Annotated in this window: 14 protein-coding genes and 1 pseudogene; 12 read left to right on the top strand and 3 right to left on the bottom strand. The window is 68.9% G+C overall.

The window, feature by feature from the left end; genetic code table 11:
• The first annotated feature begins 95 nt into the window (after nt 1-95).
• From AB0L60_RS18280 to AB0L60_RS18265, 4 genes are all read left to right on the top strand, one after another.
• Nucleotides 96-1535, top strand: a complete 1440-nt coding sequence (locus AB0L60_RS18280; RefSeq protein WP_364614885.1) for an AMP-binding protein — start codon at nt 96-98, stop codon at nt 1533-1535.
• 89 nt (nt 1536-1624) lie between these two features.
• Nucleotides 1625-3409, top strand: coding sequence for a DUF3556 domain-containing protein (locus tag AB0L60_RS18275; RefSeq protein ID WP_364614882.1), 1785 nt, complete (start codon nt 1625-1627; stop codon nt 3407-3409).
• A complete protein-coding gene (locus tag AB0L60_RS18270; protein ID WP_364614879.1) occupies nt 3406-4869 on the top strand; it encodes an NAD(P)/FAD-dependent oxidoreductase in 1464 nt (487 codons plus the stop codon). Before AB0L60_RS18275 ends, AB0L60_RS18270 begins: the two co-directional genes overlap by 4 nt.
• A gap of 397 nt (nt 4870-5266) precedes the next feature.
• Complete coding sequence (locus AB0L60_RS18265; RefSeq protein ID WP_364614876.1) at nt 5267-6334, top strand: acyl-CoA desaturase; 1068 nt, start codon at nt 5267-5269, stop codon at nt 6332-6334.
• Nucleotides 6335-6442: 108 nt separating this feature from the next.
• Here the strand turns inward: AB0L60_RS18265 and AB0L60_RS18260 are convergent, their stop codons facing one another.
• Nucleotides 6443-6928 carry a peptidylprolyl isomerase gene (locus AB0L60_RS18260; RefSeq protein ID WP_364614873.1) on the bottom strand — a complete coding sequence of 162 codons (486 nt, stop codon included), beginning with the start codon at nt 6926-6928 and terminating at the stop codon, nt 6443-6445.
• Between the two features lie 117 nt (nt 6929-7045).
• On the opposite strand from AB0L60_RS18260, the gene AB0L60_RS18255 reads away from it, so the two are divergent.
• Entirely contained in the window at nt 7046-7936 is an 891-nt protein-coding gene (locus tag AB0L60_RS18255; RefSeq protein WP_364614870.1) for a DUF5995 family protein, read from the top strand.
• Nucleotides 7937-7999: 63 nt separating this feature from the next.
• Here the strand turns inward: AB0L60_RS18255 and AB0L60_RS18250 are convergent, their stop codons facing one another.
• Nucleotides 8000-8422 (bottom strand): hypothetical protein, encoded by a 423-nt coding sequence (locus AB0L60_RS18250; protein ID WP_364614867.1) that lies wholly within the window; start codon nt 8420-8422, stop codon nt 8000-8002.
• Nucleotides 8423-8563: 141 nt separating this feature from the next.
• Between AB0L60_RS18250 and AB0L60_RS18245 the strand changes: the two genes are divergently transcribed.
• Both AB0L60_RS18245 and AB0L60_RS18240 read left to right on the top strand, forming a co-directional pair.
• On the top strand, nt 8564-9361 hold the full coding sequence (locus AB0L60_RS18245) for an IclR family transcriptional regulator (protein ID WP_364614864.1): 798 nt from the start codon (nt 8564-8566) through the stop codon (nt 9359-9361).
• Between the two features lie 134 nt (nt 9362-9495).
• Nucleotides 9496-12789, top strand: a pseudogene (locus AB0L60_RS18240) (NAD-glutamate dehydrogenase domain-containing protein); the annotation flags it as partial.
• A 4-nt stretch (nt 12790-12793) separates the two neighbouring features.
• Here the strand turns inward: AB0L60_RS18240 and hutC are convergent.
• Nucleotides 12794-13549, bottom strand: a complete 756-nt coding sequence (hutC, locus tag AB0L60_RS18235) for a histidine utilization repressor (RefSeq protein WP_364615254.1) — start codon at nt 13547-13549, stop codon at nt 12794-12796.
• A gap of 197 nt (nt 13550-13746) precedes the next feature.
• On the opposite strand from hutC, the gene hutU reads away from it, so the two are divergent.
• The 5 genes from hutU to hutH all read left to right on the top strand — a co-directional run bounded on the left by hutU (nt 13747) and on the right by hutH (nt 20748).
• Nucleotides 13747-15417 carry a urocanate hydratase gene (hutU, locus tag AB0L60_RS18230; protein WP_364614861.1) on the top strand — a complete coding sequence of 557 codons (1671 nt, stop codon included), beginning with the start codon at nt 13747-13749 and terminating at the stop codon, nt 15415-15417.
• A 6-nt stretch (nt 15418-15423) separates the two neighbouring features.
• On the top strand, nt 15424-16611 hold the full coding sequence (gene hutI, locus AB0L60_RS18225) for an imidazolonepropionase (RefSeq protein WP_364614858.1): 1188 nt from the start codon (nt 15424-15426) through the stop codon (nt 16609-16611).
• On the top strand, nt 16608-17567 hold the full coding sequence (gene hutG / locus AB0L60_RS18220) for a formimidoylglutamase (RefSeq protein ID WP_364614855.1): 960 nt from the start codon (nt 16608-16610) through the stop codon (nt 17565-17567). The genes hutI and hutG overlap by 4 nt, the downstream gene beginning before the upstream one ends.
• Before the next feature lie 117 nt (nt 17568-17684).
• Nucleotides 17685-19094 carry an amino acid permease gene (locus AB0L60_RS18215; protein ID WP_364614853.1) on the top strand — a complete coding sequence of 470 codons (1410 nt, stop codon included), beginning with the start codon at nt 17685-17687 and terminating at the stop codon, nt 19092-19094.
• A gap of 64 nt (nt 19095-19158) precedes the next feature.
• Nucleotides 19159-20748, top strand: a complete 1590-nt coding sequence (gene hutH, locus AB0L60_RS18210; protein ID WP_364614850.1) for a histidine ammonia-lyase — start codon at nt 19159-19161, stop codon at nt 20746-20748.
• Nucleotides 20749-20753: the final 5 nt, after the last annotated feature.

The raw sequence follows: 20753 nt of genomic DNA, 5'->3' as shown, positions 1-20753 counted from the left end.
CGCGCAACGCTGGGCCGCCGGCCCGTGGTCCCCGTCGGATACGCGTCCTACCTTGAGAGATGTAACCCATGTCACATCTGTCACGGTGAGGAATCATGCGACACATCGCCGAATTGCCCAACGCCAGAGCGGATTCCGCCCCCGGGGCACCGTGCCTGGCCGACGACACCACCGCGCTGTCCAACATGGAATTCCGCGCACGGGTGCGGGTTGCGGCCTCGGCATTGCACCGGGCCGGTGTGCGCGACGGTGACGTGGTCGCCGTCGTGCTGCCCAATCGGGTGGAGCTGGTGGTGGCGCTGTTCGCCGCCTGGCGGCTCGGCGCGGCCGTCACCCCGGTGAACCCGGGCCTCGCCGGCGACGAAATCCGTTACCAGATCGAGGATTCGGGTGCGGCGGTGGTGGTCGGCGAACCCGGTGGAGTCGGCGTGACACTCGACGTCGCACGGCTCGCGCACCCGGCGGGACCGGTCGCGGCCGCCCCGGGTGACGGCCCGGCGCTGATCATCTACACCAGCGGCACCACGGGCCGCCCGAAAGGCGTTGTGCTGGACCACGGCAACCTCGCCGCCATGTGCACGATGATCATCGAGGCGCTCGGCCTGGACGACACCGACCACAGCCTGCTGGTGCTACCCCTGTTCCACGTCAACGGCATTGTGGTGAGCGTGCTTTCACCGCTGCTGGCGGGCGGGCGCACCACCCTCGCGGGGAAGTTCTCCGCGACCAGGTTCCTCGGCACGGTCGAACGGGTCCGCCCGACCTATTTCTCCGCGGTGCCCGCCATCTACGCCATGCTGGTGGCGCAGCCCGAGACGCACCGCCCCGATCTGTCCTCGCTGCGCCGGGCGATCTGTGGCGCGGCACCCATGCCTGCCGAGCTCATCGCGCGGTTCGAGGAGCGTTTCGGCGTGCCGATCGTGGAGGGGTACGGACTCTCGGAAGGCACCTGCGCCTCCACGCTCAACCCGGTGGCGGGCCCTCGCAAACCGGGCACCGTCGGCCTGCCGCTGCCCGGCCAGACCGTCGCGATCATGGATCCGGAGGGAAACCTGCTGGGCGCGGGCGAATCCGGTGAAGTCGTGGTCCGCGGCCCGAACGTGATGCGCGGGTATCTCGGAAAGCCGGCGGCGACCGCGCAGGCGGTGGTGAACGGCTGGCTGCACACCGGCGATGTGGGCCGTTTCGACGAGGACGGCTACCTGATTCTGGTGGACCGGATCAAGGACATGATCATCCGCGGTGGAGAGAACCTCTACCCCAAGGAGATCGAGAACGCGCTCTACCGGCACCCGGCGGTCCACGAGGCCGCGGTGGTCGGGGTGCCCGACCCGGTGCTGGGCGAGGTGCCGGTCGCCCATGTGGTGACCGTGCCGGGGGATGTGGTCAGTGCCGAGGAGCTGACCGAACACTGCCGCGGCGCGCTCGCGCCGTTCAAGGTGCCCGCCGCGATCGTTCTCACCGCGGAGCTGCCTCGCAATCCGGTCGGCAAGATCGACAAGAAACAGCTGCGGGCGTCCGCCTCCAGGGACTGAACAATACTGCCCCGCAATTCAATTCGAACGAAAGAAGACTTTCGGTCGCGGTCGCGCGCGCCCGGAGCACGGAAGAGAGGCATCGAGTCATGGGATTCAAGACGGGAGATTTCCCGCCGGTGGATACGGAGACATTTCTGGATCTGCCACTGCGCGAACGCATTCGGATATTGGCACTGTACTGGGCGGAATATGGTTTCGGCACGCCGAAGATGATCCACACGATCTATCTGGTGAAAGTGCTGGTGCTCTACATGATCGGTGGCGTGGCGGTCGCCACCGCCACCTCGGGCGCGGGGCCGTTCTGGGACGTGACGCAGTGGTGGAACGAGCCGATCGTCTACCAGAAGCTGGTGCTGTGGACGGTGCTGCTCGAGGCGATCGGCGTCGCCGGCTCGTGGGGCCCGCTGGCGGGCAAATTCAAGCCGATGACCGGCGGCGCGCGGTATTTCGGACAGCCCGGCACCATCCGGCTACGTCCCTGGCGCCGAGTGCCCATGACCGACGGCGATACCCGCACGATGCTCGACGTGATCCTCTACCTCGGCTTCCTTGCCTCGCTGGCCGTCGCCCTGCTCGCGCCCGGCCGCACCACGGCCTCGCTGCTGGAAGCGTTGCCGGACAACACCTCCGGGCTGGTGCGGCCCGCCCTGCTGATCGCGCCGATCGTGCTGTACGTGCTGTGCGGCCTGCGCGACAAGACGATCTTCCTGGCTGCTCGCGGCGAACAGTATCTGCCCGCACTGGTGTTCTTCGCGGTGCTGCCGTTCACCGACATGATCGTCGCCGCCAAGCTGCTCATCGTGATCGTGTGGATCGGCGCGGGCGTCTCCAAGTTCGGCAAGCACTTCACCAATGTGGTGCCGCCGATGGTCTCCAACAGCCCGACCATGCCGTTCACGTCGATCAAACGCGCCCACTACCGCGACTTTCCGCGCGATATCCGCCCCTCGGGCCTGGCCTCGTTCATGGCTCACGTCGGCGGCACCACCGTCGAGGTGATCACCCCCATCGTGTTGCTGTTCTCGACCGACCGCTGGCTGACCCTGGCCGCGGTGGCCGTCATGGTGATCTTCCACCTGTTCATCACCTCCACCTTCCCGCTGGCCGTGCCGCTGGAATGGAACATCCTCTTCGCCTACCTGACGGTGTTCCTGTTCCTCGGCTTCCCCGACTCCGGCGGCTACGGCGTGTTCGACATGTCCTCACCGTGGCTCACCGTGACCATCGTGGCCGCTCTGGCCTTCTTCCCGGTGCTGGGCAACCTGCGCCCCGATCTGGTCTCGTTCCTGCCCTCGATGCGCCAGTACGCCGGGAACTGGGCCTCGGCGCTGTGGGCCTTCGCTCCCGGCGCGGAGGCGAAGCTGAACACGATCGCGCATCGGCCCTCGCTCAACCAGGTCGATCAGCTGCTGGCCATGGGCTACGACCCGGCGGTCGCCGAGATCACGATGCAGCAGACGATCGCGTGGCGTGCCATGCACAGCCAGGGCCGCGGCCTGTTCTCCCTGCTGTACAAGCACATTCCGGAACTCGACAGCTGGACCGTGCGGGAAGCCGAGTTCGCCTGTAACTCGTTGATCGGCTTCAACTTCGGTGACGGCCACCTGCACAATCGCGATCTCATCGACGCGGTCCAGGCCCGGGTCGGATTCGCACCTGGGGAATGGATCGTGGTGTGGGTGGAATCCCAGCCGATTCACAAGGGCACCCAGGCCTACATGGTGATCGACGCCGCGCTCGGCGTGATCGAACGCGGAACGTGGGAGGTCGCCGACGCGGTCGACGCACTGCCCTGGCTGCCTGACGGGCCCATCCCGCACACGGTGACCTCGCGGCACGACGACGAGCCCGTGGTCAGGGCGAGCCGATGACGACAGCGACGGTGATCGGCAGCGGACCCAATGGACTGGCCGCAGCCCTCACCCTGGCCCTGGCCGGGATCGAGGTGACGGTGCTCGAGGCCGCCGGCACGATCGGCGGCGGGACCCGCTCACACGAGGCGATCGTGCCCGGACTGCTGCACGACCACTGCTCGGCCATCCACCCGATGGCCGTGGGGTCGCCGCTGTTCGGCCGTATCGACCTGGAACGCTACGGATTGCGGTGGGCGCGGCCCGAACTCGACTGCGTCCACCCGCTCGACGACGGCAGCGCCGGTGTCCTGCATCGTTCGGTCGGCGACACCGCCGTCGGCCTCGGCGACGACGAACGGTTGTGGCGACGACTGTTCGAGGGACCGGTCGCCGGCTACGACGAACTCGGCGCCGACATCATGCGCCCACTGCTGCGGATCCCGCGTCATCCGTTCCGGTTGGCGCGCTTCGGAATTCCCGCGGCCGCGCCCGCCGCACTGCTGGCACGGGCCTTCCGCACCGACCAGGGCCGAGCCTTGTTCGGCGGAGTCGCCGCGCACGCCTTCCACCCTTTGGACCGGCCGCTGAGCGCGAGTATCGGGCTGGGCATCCTGACCGCCGGGCACCGGTACGGCTGGGCGGTGGCGGTCGGCGGCTCCCAGCGGATCGCCGACACCATGGCGACGGCCCTGGCCGATCACGGCGGCACCATCGAGACCGGGGTCCGGGTGCGCTCCGCGGCGGAGCTGCCGCCGTCGGACATCACCGTCTGGGATGTGGCGCCGACCGCGCTCGCGGAGATCCTCGGCGACCGGTTACCACCGCGAATCGCCGCCGCCTACCGGCGATTCCGGTACGGGCCAGGTGCGTTCAAGGTCGACTTCGCGGTGGAGGGCGGCGTCCCCTGGACGGCCGCCGCGGCCCGCCGCGCGGGCACCGTGCACCTGGGCGGCTCGTTCGCAGAGATCGCCGCCGGTGAACGCGACATCCACGCGGGCCGGATGCCGCAGCGCCCGTTCGTGCTGGTGGGCCAGCAGTATCTGGCCGATCCACAGCGTTCCGTCGGCTCGGTGCACCCGGTGTGGACCTACGGCCATGTGCCACATGGCTATACCGGCGACGCCACCGAGGCGGTCATCGCTCAGATCGAGCGCTTCGCGCCGGGATTCCGGGAGCGGGTGGTCGGCCTGTCGCACCGCTCCCCGGCCGGATTCGCCGACGAGAATCCCAACTTCGTCGGCGGCAACATCATGACCGGCGCCAAGGACATCCCCCAGCTGCTTTTCGGTCCCCGGAAAACTCTGCAGCCCTACGATATCGGCATTCCCGGCCACTACCTGTGCTCTGCGGCCACCCCGCCCGGCCCCGGCGCACACGGCATGTGCGGCGTCAACGCCGCCGAACGGGCCCTGCGCCGGCTGCGCGGGCCGCTCCCGGACCGGGACACCACCACCTCGACGACCAGGAGTACTCCGTAACCGAGACCCGGCCGCTGTCCGGCCGAACCATGATCATGTCCGGAACGCGGAATTCATCGATCGGAACAATCGTCTGCGCGAGTCGTGAAGATCGTCGACAAACGCATCTTCACCACTCTGGTCATCTTCCTGCCCGAGAAGAACGTCGATCCCGAGGCAGCGGACGGTCGGCGTTCGGCGGCTGGATCGTGAGCGGTCGCGAAATCGTCATGCAGATGTGTTGGTGCTTCTTATATTCGTTCACCTGATGGTGGCCGCGGCGCGACACGCTGGTGCCGGGTGCGCGGGCCCGCCGGCGGTGCCGTGCGCGGCCCGGGGCCGAATTCGAAATCCCGTGCGGCGGCGGGCGCTCGCGGAGCGATCGCTGGACACCACGACAGCAGGATGTGCAGAACCCTTGGTAATCGAGACGGTACGAGACCGGCCGGCGGTGCGGGAGATCTCGCCACCGGTGATGGCCGAATCCGCGCCGACGCGTGGCAGTGAGTACGCGGCCTTGTTGCGGCAGGTACGGCAGGCAGGTCTGCTCGACCGGCGAATGCGGTATTACGGGTGGAAAACCGCGTTCACCGCAACGGCTTTCGCGGCCGGATGGGCGGCAATGTGGGTGATCGGCGACTCGTGGTGGCAGCTGGGCACCGCGGTCTTCCTGGCCGCTGTATTCGCGCAGCTGGCGTTCCTCGGACATGATGCCGGGCACAGACAGATCTTCCGAACCCGTCGGGCCAACCATCTGTACGGGCTCATCGTCGGCAATCTCGCCACCGGGGTGAGCATCGGCTGGTGGACCAGTAATCACAACCGCCATCATGCGCACCCCAACACCGAGGGCGCGGATCCCGACGTCGCGGGAATCCTGGCCCACTCCGGCGAACGAGCGGTCACCGGAAAAGGCTGGCGGCGCTTCGTCTTCCGCTACCAGGCCTGGCTCTTCTTCCCGATGCTGCTCCTCGAGGCGGGCAGCCTGCACAACTCGAGCGTGCGCGCCGTGTTGAAATGGCCCATCCCACACCGTATCCGGGAGGGCGCGTTGCTCTCCGCACACGCGATCGCCTACCCGACCGCGGTCTTCCTGGCGCTGTCACCGGTCAAGGCGCTGGCCTTCATCGCTGTACAGCAGGGCCTGTTCGGTTTCTACATGGGCTGCACCTTCGCACCCAATCACAAAGGCATGACCGTTCTCCCCGCCGGCCACAACACCGACTTCCTCCGCCGGCAAGTCCTGACCTCCCGGAACGTACGCGGCGGGCCCCTGATCGACCTCGCGCTGGGCGGGCTCAACTACCAGATCGAACACCACCTCTTCCCCTCCATGCCCCGACCCGCCCTCCGCAGCGCCCAGCCCCTGGTCCGAGCCTGCTGCGCCGAACTCGCCATCCCCTACGCCGAGACTTCCCTCCTCACCTCCTACAGCCAAGCCCTCCGCCACCTGAACACCGTCGCCCGCCACACCCGCTCCGAATAGCGTGGACCGATCCATCCAGCCGCTTTCCGGACGAGGCCCTGGCACGGCGGCAGGTTCGCGACTGCCGGCGGACACCGCGGGGTGACCGTGGCAGACAGCGCGCCTGTCTCAGTGGTCGTGGTCGTCCTCGCCGTGCGGGTGGCCGTGGGCGAGTTCGTCCTCGCTGGCGTCGCGGACGTCGACGACCTTGACGGTGAAGTGCAGGCGCTGACCGGCCAGCGGATGGTTGGCGTCGATGGTCACCTCGTCGCCGTCGACCTGGCGGACGGTGACGATCTGCGAATCGCCGTCCGGCGCCTCGGCGTGGAACTCCATTCCGGGCTCGAGCTCGTCCACACCCTCGAACATGTCGCGGGGCACGGCGCTGACCAGTTCGGCCAGGTACTCGCCGTAGGCGTCCTCGGGCTCCACCACGACGACCAGCTCGTCGCCGGTGCTCTTGCCCTCGAGGGCCTGCTCCAGGCCCGGCACGATGTTGTCCGCGCCGTGCAGGTACACCAGCGGCGCCTCGCCGACGGAAGTGTCCAGCACCTCGCCGTCATCGGCCTTCAGCGTGTATTCGATGGAGACAACCTTGTCAGCGGCGATCGACATGGCGGTAACCCTTTCACAGAGGAATCCGGACCGCGCAAATGTATCCCGTCAACTTTCCGGCGCCTGCTCGGCGTGTCCGCCGGGCGCTCGCGGGCCGCCACTGCTAAGAACCCCATCGTGCCCGATGCATTTTGGCATTTCGTTGCCGCGCTGTCCGTTTCCGCCACCGCAGTGGTCGCGCCCGCGACCGCACTCGCCGCACCACCGTCCACACCGGAATGCGCGACCACCCTGTCCGCCGCCGAGAACGACGAGATCGCCCGGCTCGCCGATACCGGCACGCTCGCCGGCGACGACGAACTGGCGCGGCTCGAGGACGCCGTGTCCCGCGACCACCTGATCACGCAGATCCTCGAGCAGCACGCGGACCGCAGGGGCAGCTTCGCCACCGGTCTGGACGTCGTCGAGCAGCAGGCGGTGCTGCCGCTGCAGCGCGATCCGCGAGCGTTCGCCGACCCGGAGTACGCGCACCGGGTCAGCTTCGATCTGCTGCGCCGGTTCCTCGACAATGTGCATGCCGAGTTCGGCGGCGGCACGCCGGAACCGCACTGGGCCAACTACTTCGCGCTCGCCGCGGACTGCGCGGCCTCACCCGGCCGGGTCGCGCTCGCCGGCTACAACGCGCATCTGATCGTCGATCTGCCACGGGCGGTCGCCGAGGCGAGGTCGACACCGGCCGACGCCGGGGACTATTTCAAGATCGTGGCCAGCATCGCCCAGACCGGCGATGTCATCACCGAGCGGACCGACCGGATCTACCAGGCGAACATGGGCCCGCTGTGGCGGTTCTACTTCTTTGGCGAAGGACTCGATCAGATGCTGGGCCAGGGCGTCGCCACCAAGCCGCTGCTGGTCGCCGCCGACCTCGGGGCCAATGTGACGATCTTCGCCAACGGGCTCGCCCTCGCGAATCCCACGCTGACGACGGCGACGGCCGCGGAGATCGAGCTGGAGCGACAGACCGCGGAACGCGCGTTCGACATCCTGGCCCGGTTCAACGGAATCTGAGATCGCATAGCGAGGCGAAAGACACTGCGAGGCAGTGGCTTTCGCCTGGCGCGCGCTATCGGCTCACTGGGCCGAGAGGCTGCTGAGGAGTCCAGCGAGGGGGTTGGACGCGGAGGAGCCGGAGCCGCCACCCGACGGGGTGCAGTCGACGACGTTCACGGTGGTGGTCTTGGTGCTGACCACCTCCTGCGTCGCCTTGAGCGTGTGGGAACCGGTGGTGGTGGGCCTCCAGCTGAAGGTGGCCTGGCTGTTGGACACCTTGGAGTTGCCGACCTGGGTGTCGTTGTCGGTCAGCGACACGTCGAACAGGAACGAGGTCGCGGTGACGGCGACGGTGACGGTGGTGGCCTGGTTGACGCAGACCTGGCTGCCGCTGACCGTGATTCCGGTGACCAGCGCGCTCGCATCGGGGGCGGTCAGGGCGGCGACGGCGGCCGCGGCGCCGAACGCCGTCGCGCCGATTCCGGCTCGGCGGGAATTCTTCATGGTTGTGCTCCTCACGTATCGCTCACGACAGCGTGAGCAATGAGAAACGATAACGCTTCACTGTTGTGATCGGAGCGGATTGCCCGAGACCCACTTCGCCGACGCCACTGCCGATTCGGCGTCGCTGGCAGAATCCGGGGCATGGCCCAATCTTCGGTTTCGACCACGTCGCCGGCGGTCGGTCGGGCGCTCGACATCCTCGTCCGATTGGCCCAGGGTCCGGGCCCGGTCCGGGCCGCGGCGCTCGCCCGCGACCTGGGGCTGCCGCGCTCATCGGTCTACCACATTCTGTCGGTGCTGGTGGACCGCGGATTCGTGGTGTACGTGCCGGGCGAACAGGCCTACGGACTGGGCGTGACATCCTTCGAGATCGGTTCGGCCTACCTGCGCCACGAACCGCTGGAACGGCTGGCTCAGCCGATTCTGCACCAGCTGGCCAGACAGCTCGGGCAAGCCGTGCATCTGGGCATCCTGCACGGCAACGAGACCGTCTACCTGCTCAAGGAACGCCCCGGCTCCGGTCCGGCCGCGGAGGTCTCGCTGATCACCGATATCGGGGTTCGGCTGCCGTCCCATCTGACCGCGAACGGGCGGGCGATTCTCGCCTCGCTGCCCGATGCCCAGGTGAAAGCCTTGTACGCCAAGCGTTCCGACTTCATCACCCGCACCGGGCGCGGACCCCGGACCTTGACCGAGCTGCGCCGGGACCTGGAACAGATCCGCGCCCGCGGCTGGGCCGAGGAGGTGGAACTGGTGACGGCGGGCCTGCGGTCGGTCGGCACGGCTGTGTTCGACCACAACAGCCGTCCGGTCGCGGCCCTCAGCACCACGTGGCGCACGCTGTCCTATCCCGAGCCGGAGGTGGTGGGCCAGGCCCTGCGGTGGGGTGCGGAGCGTCTGACCTCGCGAATCGCGGGTCAGGCACCGGTAGCGCGGTGACTCGGCACCCCTGCTTGTGAGGCCCCTCACAGCAGTTGTATGTTGTTGTATATACAACCGCCGCACCGGGGAGATTTCCGACAATGACGCAGGACTGGGACGACAACCTCTACGCACGCATGGCAGACCACACCCTGGCGAAGGCGTACTCCCGGTCCCTGCCCGAGTGGTACAAACACGATTTCGACCCCGGCCGGGCCGCCGCCGACATCGCCCGCATCGAAACGCTGCACCCCGATTCGTGCGACGTGGCCCTGCACCCACCCACCGGACGGGCGCGCGGACGGTTGCGGCTCACGCTCTACATCGCCGGCGCGGCCGTCTCGCTCAGCCGCATCCTGCCGGTCATCCAGTCCCTCGGCGTGGAAGTCCTGGACGAACGCACCTACCCGGTCGACGATTCGGCCGGAAACCAATGCTGGATATACGACTTCGGCCTGGCCTTCGACAGCGAACCGGCGTCCGACGACGGCACGCACACCCGCTTCACCGAAGCCTTCGCCGCCGCCTGGCGGGGCGACGCCGAGAGCGACACCTTCAACCGCCTGGTGCTGGGCGCCGGATTGGCCTGGCGCCCGGTGTCGGTATTGCGGGCGTACGCGAAGTACCTGCGGCAGAGCGGATTCCCGTACAGCCCGGAACGGATCGCCGAAGTTCTTGCCGCACATCCCGAATCCGCGCGGCTGCTGACGGACCTGTTCCATGCGCGGTTCGCGCCGGACGGGCACTCCGCAGCCGCCGAGGCCGACGTGACCGACCGGCTCAACGACGCCATCGGCCGGGTCGTCGGGCTCGAAGCGGACCGCATTCTGCGCGCCCTCACCACGCTGGTCCGAAACACGCTGCGCACCAACTACTTCGTGCGCGACGGCAAGGCGACGGCACTGTCGATCAAGCTGGACCCGCAGCGAATCGACGAACTCCCCCATCCCAGGCCACGATTCGAGATCTTCGTCTACTCGCCCCGGGTCGAGGGCGTGCATCTGCGGTTCGGCGCGGTGGCGCGCGGCGGCCTGCGCTGGTCGGACCGCAAGGAGGACCTGCGCACCGAGGTCCTCGGACTGGTCAAGGCGCAGGCGGTGAAGAACGCCGTCATCGTGCCGGTCGGCGCCAAGGGCGGATTCGTCGTCAGACAACCGCCGCGGCCCACCGGCGACGACGCGGCCGACCGCGCCGCCCACCTGGCCGAGGGCATCGCCTGCTACCGGCAGTTCATCGCCGGCCTGCTCGACGTCACCGACAATATCGACGCGGCCACGGGAGCCGTGCTCCCGGCTCGCGACGTCGTCCGCCACGACGGTGACGACACCTACCTGGTGGTGGCCGCGGACAAGGGCACCGCGACCTTCTCCGATATCGCCAACGATGTCGCGGCGGGCTACGGCTTCTGGCTCGGCGACGCGTTCGCCTCGGGCGGATCGGTCGGCTACGACCACAAGGCGATGGGCATCACCGCCCGCGGCGCGTGGGAGAGTGTCGAACGCCACTTCCACGAAATGGGCCGCGACACCGGCACGGCCGACTTCACGGTGGCCGGGATCGGCGATATGAGCGGCGACGTCTTCGGCAACGGCATGCTGCTCAGTGAGCACATCAGGCTGGTCGCCGCGTTCGACCACCGGCACATCTTCCTCGACCCGCAGCCGCGGGCAGCGGTCTCCTACGCCGAACGCCGGCGACTGTTCGAACTGCCCCGCTCCTCCTGGGCGGACTACGATCCCGCCGTCATCAGCGCCGGCGGCGGGGTGTGGCCGCGATCGGCGAAATCGGTGCCCCTCAGCCCCGAAATCCGTGCCGCACTGGGGCTTCCGGAGTCGGTCACGGCGGCGCCACCGAACGAGGTCATCCGCGCGATCCTGCGCGCACCCGTCGACCTGCTGTGGAACGGCGGCGTGGGTACCTACGTCAAGGCCGCCGCCGAATCACATGCCGACGTCGGCGACAAGGCCAATGACGGCGTGCGGGTGAACGCCGCCGACGTGCGGGCCACCGTGGTCGGCGAGGGTGGCAACCTCGGATTCACCGCGCGCGGCCGCATCGAATACGCCTGCGGCGGAGGCAGAATCAACACCGACGCCCTGGACAACTCGGCCGGGGTCGACTGCTCCGACCACGAAGTGAACATCAAGATTCTGCTGGACGGCATGATGTCGGCGGGCCGGGTGGACCGGGCCGAACGCGACCGCCTGCTGGCCGACATGACCGGCGAGGTCGGCCGGATCGTCCTGCGGGACAACCGTTCCCAGAACCGGGTCCTGGGCGTGAGCCGGGCCGACGCGGCCGCCCGCATCGGCGTGCACGCCCGCATGATCGCGCAGCTGGAGGCCCGGCGCGGACTGGTCCGGGCCCTGGAGGCACTGCCCGACGAGAACGAACTCACCCGCCGCGCCGACAGCGGCCGCGGTCTGACCTCCCCGGAACTGGCGACCCTGCTGGCGCACGCCAAACTCGCGATCAAGGACGAACTGCTCGCCGGCGACCTGCCCGACGACCCCGCGATGCACGATCATCTGCTCGCCTACTTCCCCGCCTCACTGCGAGAACGTTTCGGCGACAGCGTGTCCGAGCACCCGCTGCACCGCGAGATCGTGGCGACACAGCTCGCCAACGATGTGATCGACCACGGCGGAATCAGTGTCGTCTTCCGGCTGGCCGAGGACTCCGCGGCCGGCGGGCCGGACGTGGTGCGCGGCTATCTCGTCGCCACCCGCGTCTTCGGGCTGCACCGCCTCTGGGACGACATCGCCGCCAGCGGACTGCCGGCGGCGGTCACCAACGGGCTCGTCCGCACCACGCAGCGGGTGCTCGACCGAGCGGTGCGCTGGCTGCTGGCCAACCGCCCGCAGCCACTCGACATCGCCACCGAGACCGGCAGATTCGCCCCGCGGCTGGCGGCACACGCACACCTGGTCCCGGAATGGCTGCGCGACCGTGAACTGGCGGACCTGCATGGCCGCATCGCGGACTCGATCGACGCCGGGGTGCCGCACGAGCTGGCCGCGCGGGTGCACCTGCTGCTCGACCAGTTCGGGTTGCTCGACATCATCGAGGTCGCCGACGCGGGCGGTCACGAGGTGGCCGACGTGGCCGGGCTGTACTACGCGCTGAGCCAGCATCTGGGCACAGTGCGCCTGCTGCAATCGGTTTCGCGACTGTCCACCGAGGACCGCTGGGGTTCGATGGCCCGCCTGGCCCTGCGCGACGACCTGTACGGATCCCTGCGCCTGCTGTGCCTGGCACTGCTGGCGGACCGGCCCGATCCGGCCGAGCCGCCCGCCGACACCATCGCCCGGTGGGCGACCCGCAACGCCACCCGCATCCACCGGACCAGCTCCACCCTCACCGAAATCCTCGAGAGCCCGGCCGCCGACGTCGCCGCCATGTCCGTGGCGGTGCGTCAGATCCGCGGCCTGGTCCGCACGGGGTAACCCCTCAGGAAGTCTGCGCGTCGAAGGTTCCCGCGAGCCGGTAGCGGGAACCGGGATGCAGCAGCCGTGCCGAACTGACCAGCCGGTCCTCCGACCACGTACGACGGCGGATCAGCAGGCACGGCTCCGACTCGGCGAGCCCGAGCAGGGCGCACTCGTCGGGGGTCGGCAGCACCGCCTCCACCACATGCTCGCCACGACCGAGCGGAGCCACCGACACCAGGTACGTGTTGGGTGTCGTGGTCGTGAAGTCCTGTTCCAGATAGCGCGGCGCGAACTCGGGATTCACGAAGCGATCCTCGAGTTGGATGGGCAGTCCATCCTCGAAATGCACCAGCTTCGAATGGAATACGGGGCTGCCCTCGGCGATACCGAGATCCTGCGCGATCACCGAATCCGCCGGGCGCTGCTCCAGCGACACCACCTCGGCCCGATGCCGGTGGCCCCGATCCCCGATCTCGTCGGCGATATTGCGCACCTCGACCAGCGCCGAACTGACCTTCCGCTCGGCCACGAACGTGCCGACACCGGTCAGCCGGACTACCAGACCGTCCGCGCTCAGCTCCCGCAGCGCGCGATTGATCGTCATGCGCGACAGGCCCAGTGCACCGACCAGCTGATTCTCCGACGGCAGCAGCTCGCCCTCCCGCCAGCGCCCCGAGACGATCTGCTCGGTGATCAGATCCTTGACGCGCTGATACGCCGGGGCTGCTCCAGGGCCGCGAGCCCGATACAGCGACGCGATATCCACCTCGTCCATCGCCACATTCGTCACCTGTTCCACATCCTGCCCATCGGTGGACACCCGCCCGTTCGGGCCCAAGTGTATCGGCGCTCCGGCGGCGCCCCGCAGCGGTCAGGTGTCTCGGATCCGAGAATCTCTCGCGCCGACGCTGTTCCAGGCGTCGAATCCGGGGTGTTATGGGCGTCACGATCAGCCCATACACAGGAGTCCCGATGACCACCAACCCCACGTCCGGCCCCCGCCCGGTCCGTGCGCCGCGCGGCACCGAACTGAACTGCCTCGGCTGGCAGCAGGAGGGCGCCCTGCGCATGCTGATGAACAACCTCGACCCCGAGGTCGCTGAGCGTCCCGACGATCTGGTCGTCTACGGCGGCACCGGCCGCGCCGCCCGCAGCTGGGATGCCTACGACGCCATCGTGCGCACGCTGACCACCCTGAAAGACGATGAGACGCTGCTGGTTCAGTCCGGCAAGCCGGTCGGCGTGATGCGGACCAGCGAATGGGCGCCGCGCGTCCTGCTGGCCAACTCCAACCTCGTCGGCGACTGGGCCAACTGGGAGCAGTTCCGCAAGCTCGAGGCCGAGGGCCTCATGATGTACGGCCAGATGACCGCGGGTTCGTGGATCTACATCGGCAGCCAGGGCATCCTCCAGGGCACCTACGAGACCTTCGGCGCGGTGGCGCGCAAGCGTTTCGGCGGCACCCTCGCCGGAACCATCACCCTGACCGCCGGCGTCGGCGGCATGGGCGGCGCGCAGCCGCTCGCGGTGACCATGAACGACGGCGTGGCGCTGTGCGTCGACGTCGACGTCACCCGCATCGATCGCCGCATCGCGCACGGCTACCTCGACACCAAGGCCGAAAGCCTCGAAGCCGCATTGGAACTGGCCGTCCAGCAGCGCGACGCGCGGGAACCGCTGTCCATCGGCGTGGTCGGCAATGCCGCGGAGATCTTCCCGCGCCTGCTCGCCATGGGCGCGCCGATCGACATCGTGACCGACCAGACCTCAGCCCACGACCCGCTGTCCTACCTGCCGATCGGCGTCGACGTGGCCGACTGGCACCGCCGCGCCGCCGAGGATCCCGCCTGGTTCACCACCGAGGCCCGCAAGTCCATGGCCGCTCACGTCGAGGCCATGGTCGGCTTCCAGGACGCCGGCGCCGAGGTGTTCGACTACGGCAACTCCATCCGCGACGAGGCGCGCAAGGGCGGCTACGAGCGGGCCTTCGAATTCCCGGGATTCGTGCCCGCCTACATCCGGCCGCTGTTCGAAGAGGGCCTGGGCCCGTTCCGCTGGGCCGCCCTGTCCGGCGACCCGAAGGACATCGCCGCCACCGACCAGGCCATCCTCGAGCTGTTCCCGGAGAACGAGCACCTCGAGCGCTGGATCACCATGGCCGGGGAGAAGGTTCACTTCGAGGGCCTGCCCGCGCGCATCTGCTGGCTCGGCTACGGCGAACGCCACCGGGCGGGACTGAAGTTCAACGAGATGGTCGCCTCCGGTGAACTGTCCGCGCCGGTCGCCATCGGCCGTGACCACCTGGACTCCGGTTCGGTGGCCTCCCCCTACCGCGAGACCGAGGCCATGGCCGACGGCTCCGACGCCATCGCCGACTGGCCGCTGCTCAATGCCCTGGTCAACACCGCGTCCGGGGCATCATGGGTATCGATCCACCACGGCGGTGGAGTGGGCATGGGCCGTTCCATCCACGCCGGCCAGGTGTGCATCGCCGACGGCACCGAACTGGCCGCCCGCAAGCTCGAGCGGGTGCTGTCCAACGATCCCGCCATGGGCGTGATCCGCCACGTCGATGCCGGCTACCAGCACGCGGCCGATGTCGCCGCCACGCGCGGCGTCCGAATCCCGATGCAGGAGAACTGAACTCACATGCACAACGAATCCGGGCAGTGGACGGTCATCGACAATATCGGCGCCCTGGTGACCAATGATCCCGAGATCGGCGCGGGCCCGCTCGGCGTGATCCGGGATGCGGCGGTGGTGCTCGGCGACGGCCTGATCCAGTGGGTCGGCCCGCGGACGCGCCTGCCCGAGGGCAGCGCCGACACCCGGGTGGACCTGGAAGGCCGCGCCGCCCTGCCCGGATTCGTCGACAGCCATGCGCATCTGGTGTTCGGCGGCGAGCGGTCGGAGGAATTCGCGGCCCGCATGACGGGCGCGCCGTACAGCGCGGGCGGCATCCGGACGACCATCGCCGCGACCCGGGCGGCCACCGACACGGCGCTGAGCGCCAATGTCGCCCGGCTGGTCGCCGAGGCCCTGCGGACCGGAACCACCACGATCGAAACGAAGTCGGGCTACGGGCAGACCGTTGCCGACGAGTTGCGGAGCCTCGAGATCGCCGGCCGGCACACGTCGGAGACGACTCTGCTGGCGGCGCATGTCACGCCGCCGGAATTCGCCGGGCGCACCGACGATTACGTGCGGCTGGTCATCGACGAGATGATTCCCGCGTGCGCCTCGCACGCCGGCTGGATCGACGTCTTCTGCGAGGAGGGCGCCTTCGACGCCGACCAGTCGCGTGCCGTGCTCGAGGCCGGTATCGCGGCGGGGCTGACGCCGCGAGTGCACGGCAACCAGCTCAGCTACGGCGCCGGCGTCCAGCTGGCGGCGGAGCTGGGGGCGGCCTCGGTCGATCACGTCACCTACACCACCCGCGAGGACATCGACGCGCTGGCGGCGAGCAGCACGGTCGCCACCCTGCTGCCGGGGGCCGACTTCTCCACGCGCAACAAATATCCCGACGCGCGGGCCCTGCTCGACGCGGGCGTGACCGTCGCCCTGGCCGCCGACTGCAATCCGGGCACCTGCTACACCACGAGCATTCCGTTCTGCATCGCATTGGCCGTACGCGAAATGCACATGAGCCCCGACGAAGCCGTGTGGGCGGCGACCGCGGGCGGCGCGGCGGCGTTGCGGCGCAACGACATCGGGCACATCCGGGTCGGCGCGCGCGCCGATCTGATCGCACTGGACGCACCCTCGCACCTGTATCTGGCGTACCGGCCGGGAGTGGCGCTGGTGCGCGAGATCTGGAAGGACGGGCACCGGCTGTGACCGCTGTCGATCATCCGCCCGCACCCTGGTCCGGTCGCGACGACGGCCCGGGCCCGGCACACCTGCGCTGGCACAGCGCGATATCCCCGTTCACCCCCGAAACCCCGCCCGGGGCAAGCGTTCTGGTCGGATTCCGCAGCGATGAGGGGGTCCGCCGCAACAAGGGGCGGACCGGAGCTGCCGCCGGCCCGGCCGCCCTGCGGCAGGCACTGTCGTCCATGGCGCTACCCCGCCCGGCACGCGTCATGGACGCCGGTGACGTCGCGGTCGAGGACGGGGATCTCGAATCCGGGCAGCGGCGGCTGGGCACGGTGGTGACCGAATTGCTCGACAGCGGGCATTTCGTGACGGTGCTCGGCGGCGGGCACGAGGTGGCCTACGCCAGCTATCTCGGCATCGCCGCCGGGGCCGCGGTCGCGGCCGGTGCGCGACTGGGCGTGCTCAACCTCGATGCCCATTTCGATCTGCGCGCCGACTCGACGCCCAGTTCCGGGACCCCGTTCCGGCAGATGGCCGAGGATGAGGCGACAGCCGGGCGGGTGCTCAACTATGCGGTTCTCGGCATCTCGCAGCCGAGCAATACCGTGGCACTGTTCGACACGGCCGCGACGCTGGGAGTGCGCTATCGGCTCGACGAGGACTGCACCGCGGCGGATATGCCCGGGGTGCGGGGTTTCGTCGAGGAGTTCCTGGCCACCGTCGATGTCGTGTATCTGACCATTGACCTGGATGTGCTCCCTGCACCGGTCGCGCCGGGCGTCAGCGCCCCGGCCGCGTACGGCGTGCCGCTCGAGGTGATCGAGCGGGTGTGTGACCTGGTCGCGGGCAGCGGCAAGCTGGCGCTGCTGGATGTGGCGGAGCTGAATCCGGAGCTCGATATCGACCACCGGACCGCGCGCACCGCCGCTCGGCTGATCCACCGGATCGTGACTCGGCGCGGCGGCCGTCTAGATTAGTTGCCGTTGTGTAACTACCCACTCTTGACACAGTTGTATAGACAGCCCTATACATATGTGAACGCACTCACAATCCCTGTCGGGCTGCGTTATGAACAACACCAGGGAGTCCGATCCGTGAAAGACATCTCCTCGACCCTGACCCGGGGTCTGACCGCCCGCCACATCCGGTTCATCGCACTCGGTTCGGCCATCGGCACCGGCCTCTTCTACGGGTCGGCCGAGGCGATCAAACAGGCCGGCCCTTCGGTGCTGCTGGCCTACCTGATCGGCGGCGCCGTGATCTTCATCGTGCTGCGGGCGCTGGGCGAAATGGCGGTCCGCAACCCGGTGTCCGGGTCGTTCGGTGAGTACGCCAGCCAGCACATCGGTCCACTGGCCGGGTTCATGACCGGCTGGACCTACATCTTCGAGATGGTCATCGTGCTGCTGGCCGACACCACCGCCTTCGGTGTCTACATGGGGTTCTGGTTCCCGGATGTCCCCCGGTGGATCTGGGTGCTGGCGATCGTCTTCTTCATCGGCGCGATCAACCTGCTCAACGTCAAGGTGTTCGGCGAGCTCGAGTTCTGGTTCAGCCTGATCAAGGTGGTCGCGATCATCGCCATGATCGCGGGCGGAACCGCCGTGCTGATCTGGGGATTCGGCATCCATGACACCAGCACCGGCCTATCCAACCTGCACGCCGGAGGCGGATTCTTCGCCAATGGCGTGGGCGGCTTCCTCGGGTGCTTCGCGATCGTCATGTTCGCGTTCGGCGGTTCGGAGATCATCGGCGTCACCGCGGGCGAGGCGGAGAATCCCGAGCGGACGATTCCGCGGGCGATCAACACCGTCCCCGCACGGATCATGCTGTTCTACGTCCTGACCCTGACCGTGATCATGGCCGTCACGCCCTGGAACCAGATCGGCGACGAGGGCAGCCCGTTCGTGCAGATCTTCAAGAGCCTGGGCCTGGGATCGGCGGCGACCGTGCTGAACGTCGTGGTGATCACGGCCGCGCTGTCGGCCATCAACAGCAATATCTTCGGCGCGGGCCGGATGATGTACGGCATGGCCCTGCGCGGGCAGGCCCCGGCCGTGATGCGGCGGGTCTCGCGCAACGGTGTGCCGTGGATGACCGTCGTGATCATGGTGTCGGCCCTGCTGGTCGGCGTGATGCTCAACTACCTGATCCCGGACCGGGTCTTCGTGGTCATCGCCTCCATCGCCACCTTCGCCACGGTCTTCGTCTGGCTGATGATCCTGGTGTCCCACTTCCGCTCGCGCCGGCAGATGAGCGCGGAAGAGGCCGCCGCGCTGAAGTTCCCGGTGCCGCTGTGGCCGTACCTGCCGATCTTCGCCATCGCGGGCCTGACCTTCGTGATCGTCCTGCTCGCCTTCGACGCCGACACCCGGGTGGCGCTCATCGTCGGAGCCGTGTGGCTGGTCCTGCTCACCGCCGCCTATCGGCTGTGGGTCCGGCCCGCGACGCAACCCGCACCGGCGGCCCTCACGGACCCGGCGCCCGAAATCGCTCTTCCCTGACCGCACAGCTCTTCCCGAGCACAGAGCTCGTCCCTGACCGCAGATTGGATTGGACAACAACACGATGAACGCGAACACCCTCCGACTTTCCGAACAGCACGCCGCGGCGGCATCCGACACCGAAGTCGTCGTCGGCGTCGGCGCCCTCACCCCCGAGGACGTGGTCCGGGTCGCCCGTGGCAATGCCACCGTGCGGCTGTCGGAGGACGCGCTCACCGTGATCTCGGCGAGCCGCACCCGGATCGAGGCGCTGGCGGCCGACCCGAAGCCGGTCTATGGCGTATCGACCGGTTTCGGCGCCCTGGCCACCCGGCACATTCCGCTGGAACTGCGAACTCAGTTGCAGCGCAGCCTGGTTCGCTCGCACGCGGCCGGTTCGGGGCCCGAGGTCGAGCGTGAGGTGATCCGTGCCCTCATGCTGCTGCGGCTGTCCACGCTGGCGACCGGCCGGACCGGCGTGCGCGTCGAGGTCGCCCAGGCGTACGCCGGGTTGCTGTCGGCGGGGATCACGCCGGTCGTGCACGAGTACGGCAGCCTCGGTTGTTCCGGCGACCTGGCTCCCCTGTCGCACGTCGCCCTCGCGGTGATGGGTGAGGGCATGGTCCGCGATGCGGACGGCACGCTCATGCCGGCCGCGCAGGCGCTGGCCGCGGCCGGCCTCGAGCCGGTGGTGTTCGCGGAGAAGGAGGGCCTGGCGCTGATCAACGGCACCGACGGAATGCTCGGCATGCTCGTGCTGGCCTGCCACGACCTGCGCCGGCTCTTCCGCCTGGCCGACGTGACCGCGTCGATGAGCGTCGAGGGCCTGCTCGGCACCGACAAGGTGTTCGCCACCGACCTGCAGGCCCTGCGCCCGCAGCCGGGTCAGGCGCTCGCCGCCTCGAATATGGTTCGGCTGCTGCAGGGTTCGGGCATCGTGGCCAGCCACGCGACCCCCGACTGCACGGTGGTGCAGGACGCCTACTCGCTGCGCTGTGCCCCGCAGGTCGCGGGCGGCGCGCGCGACACCCTCGCGCACGCCGAACGGATCGCGTCCTACGAACTGTCCAGCGCCGTGGACAATCCGGTGGTCACCCTCGACGGCCGGGTGGAGTCCAACGGCAACTTCCACGGCGCGCCCGTGGCCTACGTGCTGGACTTCCTGGCCATCGTCGTCGCCGATGTGGCCAGCATCAGCGAACGCCGCACCGACCGCTTCCTGGACCGGGCCCGCAACCACGGCCTGCCGCCGTTCCTGGCCGACGATCCCGGCGTCGACAGCGGTCACATGATCGCCCAGTACACCCAGGCCGCGATCGTCTCCGAGCTCAAGCGCCTGGCCGCGCCCGCGAGCGTGGACTCGATCCCCTCCTCGGCGATGCAGGAGGACCACGTGTCGATGGGGTGGTCGGCGGCTCGCAAGCTGCGTCGCGCCATCGACGGCCTGACCCGGGTGCTGGCCATCGAGGCCCTCACCGCGGCCCGCGCCCTGGATCTGCGGGCCCCGCTGGAACCGTCCCCCGCGACCGCCGCGGTCCGCGACCGGATTCGTGCGGTGGTCGAGGGACCGGGCGCCGACCGCTACCTGGCACCGGAGATCGAAGCGGTCGTGCAGCTGGCGGCCTCGGGCGAGCTGCTGGCCGGCGCCGAATCCGTGGTGGGCCCGCTGTCCTGAGTGCG

The organism is Nocardia sp. NPDC051981 (assembly GCF_040680715.1).
In the GTDB taxonomy this organism is placed as follows: Bacteria; Actinomycetota; Actinomycetes; order Mycobacteriales; family Mycobacteriaceae; genus Nocardia.
This window is presented reverse-complemented; position numbering and strand designations above follow the sequence as displayed.

Coding starts and splice junctions, on each gene's coding strand:
- AB0L60_RS18280 (WP_364614885.1), top strand. CDS start 96: ATGCGACACATCGCCGAATTGCCCAACGCCAGAGCGGATTCCGCCCCC.
- AB0L60_RS18275 (WP_364614882.1), top strand. CDS start 1,625: ATGGGATTCAAGACGGGAGATTTCCCGCCGGTGGATACGGAGACATTT.
- AB0L60_RS18270 (WP_364614879.1), top strand. CDS start 3,406: ATGACGACAGCGACGGTGATCGGCAGCGGACCCAATGGACTGGCCGCA.
- AB0L60_RS18260 (WP_364614873.1), bottom strand. CDS start 6,928: ATGTCGATCGCCGCTGACAAGGTTGTCTCCATCGAATACACGCTGAAG.
- AB0L60_RS18250 (WP_364614867.1), bottom strand. CDS start 8,422: ATGAAGAATTCCCGCCGAGCCGGAATCGGCGCGACGGCGTTCGGCGCC.
- AB0L60_RS18245 (WP_364614864.1), top strand. CDS start 8,564: ATGGCCCAATCTTCGGTTTCGACCACGTCGCCGGCGGTCGGTCGGGCG.
- hutC (WP_364615254.1), bottom strand. CDS start 13,549: ATGGACGAGGTGGATATCGCGTCGCTGTATCGGGCTCGCGGCCCTGGA.
- hutU (WP_364614861.1), top strand. CDS start 13,747: ATGACCACCAACCCCACGTCCGGCCCCCGCCCGGTCCGTGCGCCGCGC.
- hutI (WP_364614858.1), top strand. CDS start 15,424: ATGCACAACGAATCCGGGCAGTGGACGGTCATCGACAATATCGGCGCC.
- hutH (WP_364614850.1), top strand. CDS start 19,159: ATGAACGCGAACACCCTCCGACTTTCCGAACAGCACGCCGCGGCGGCA.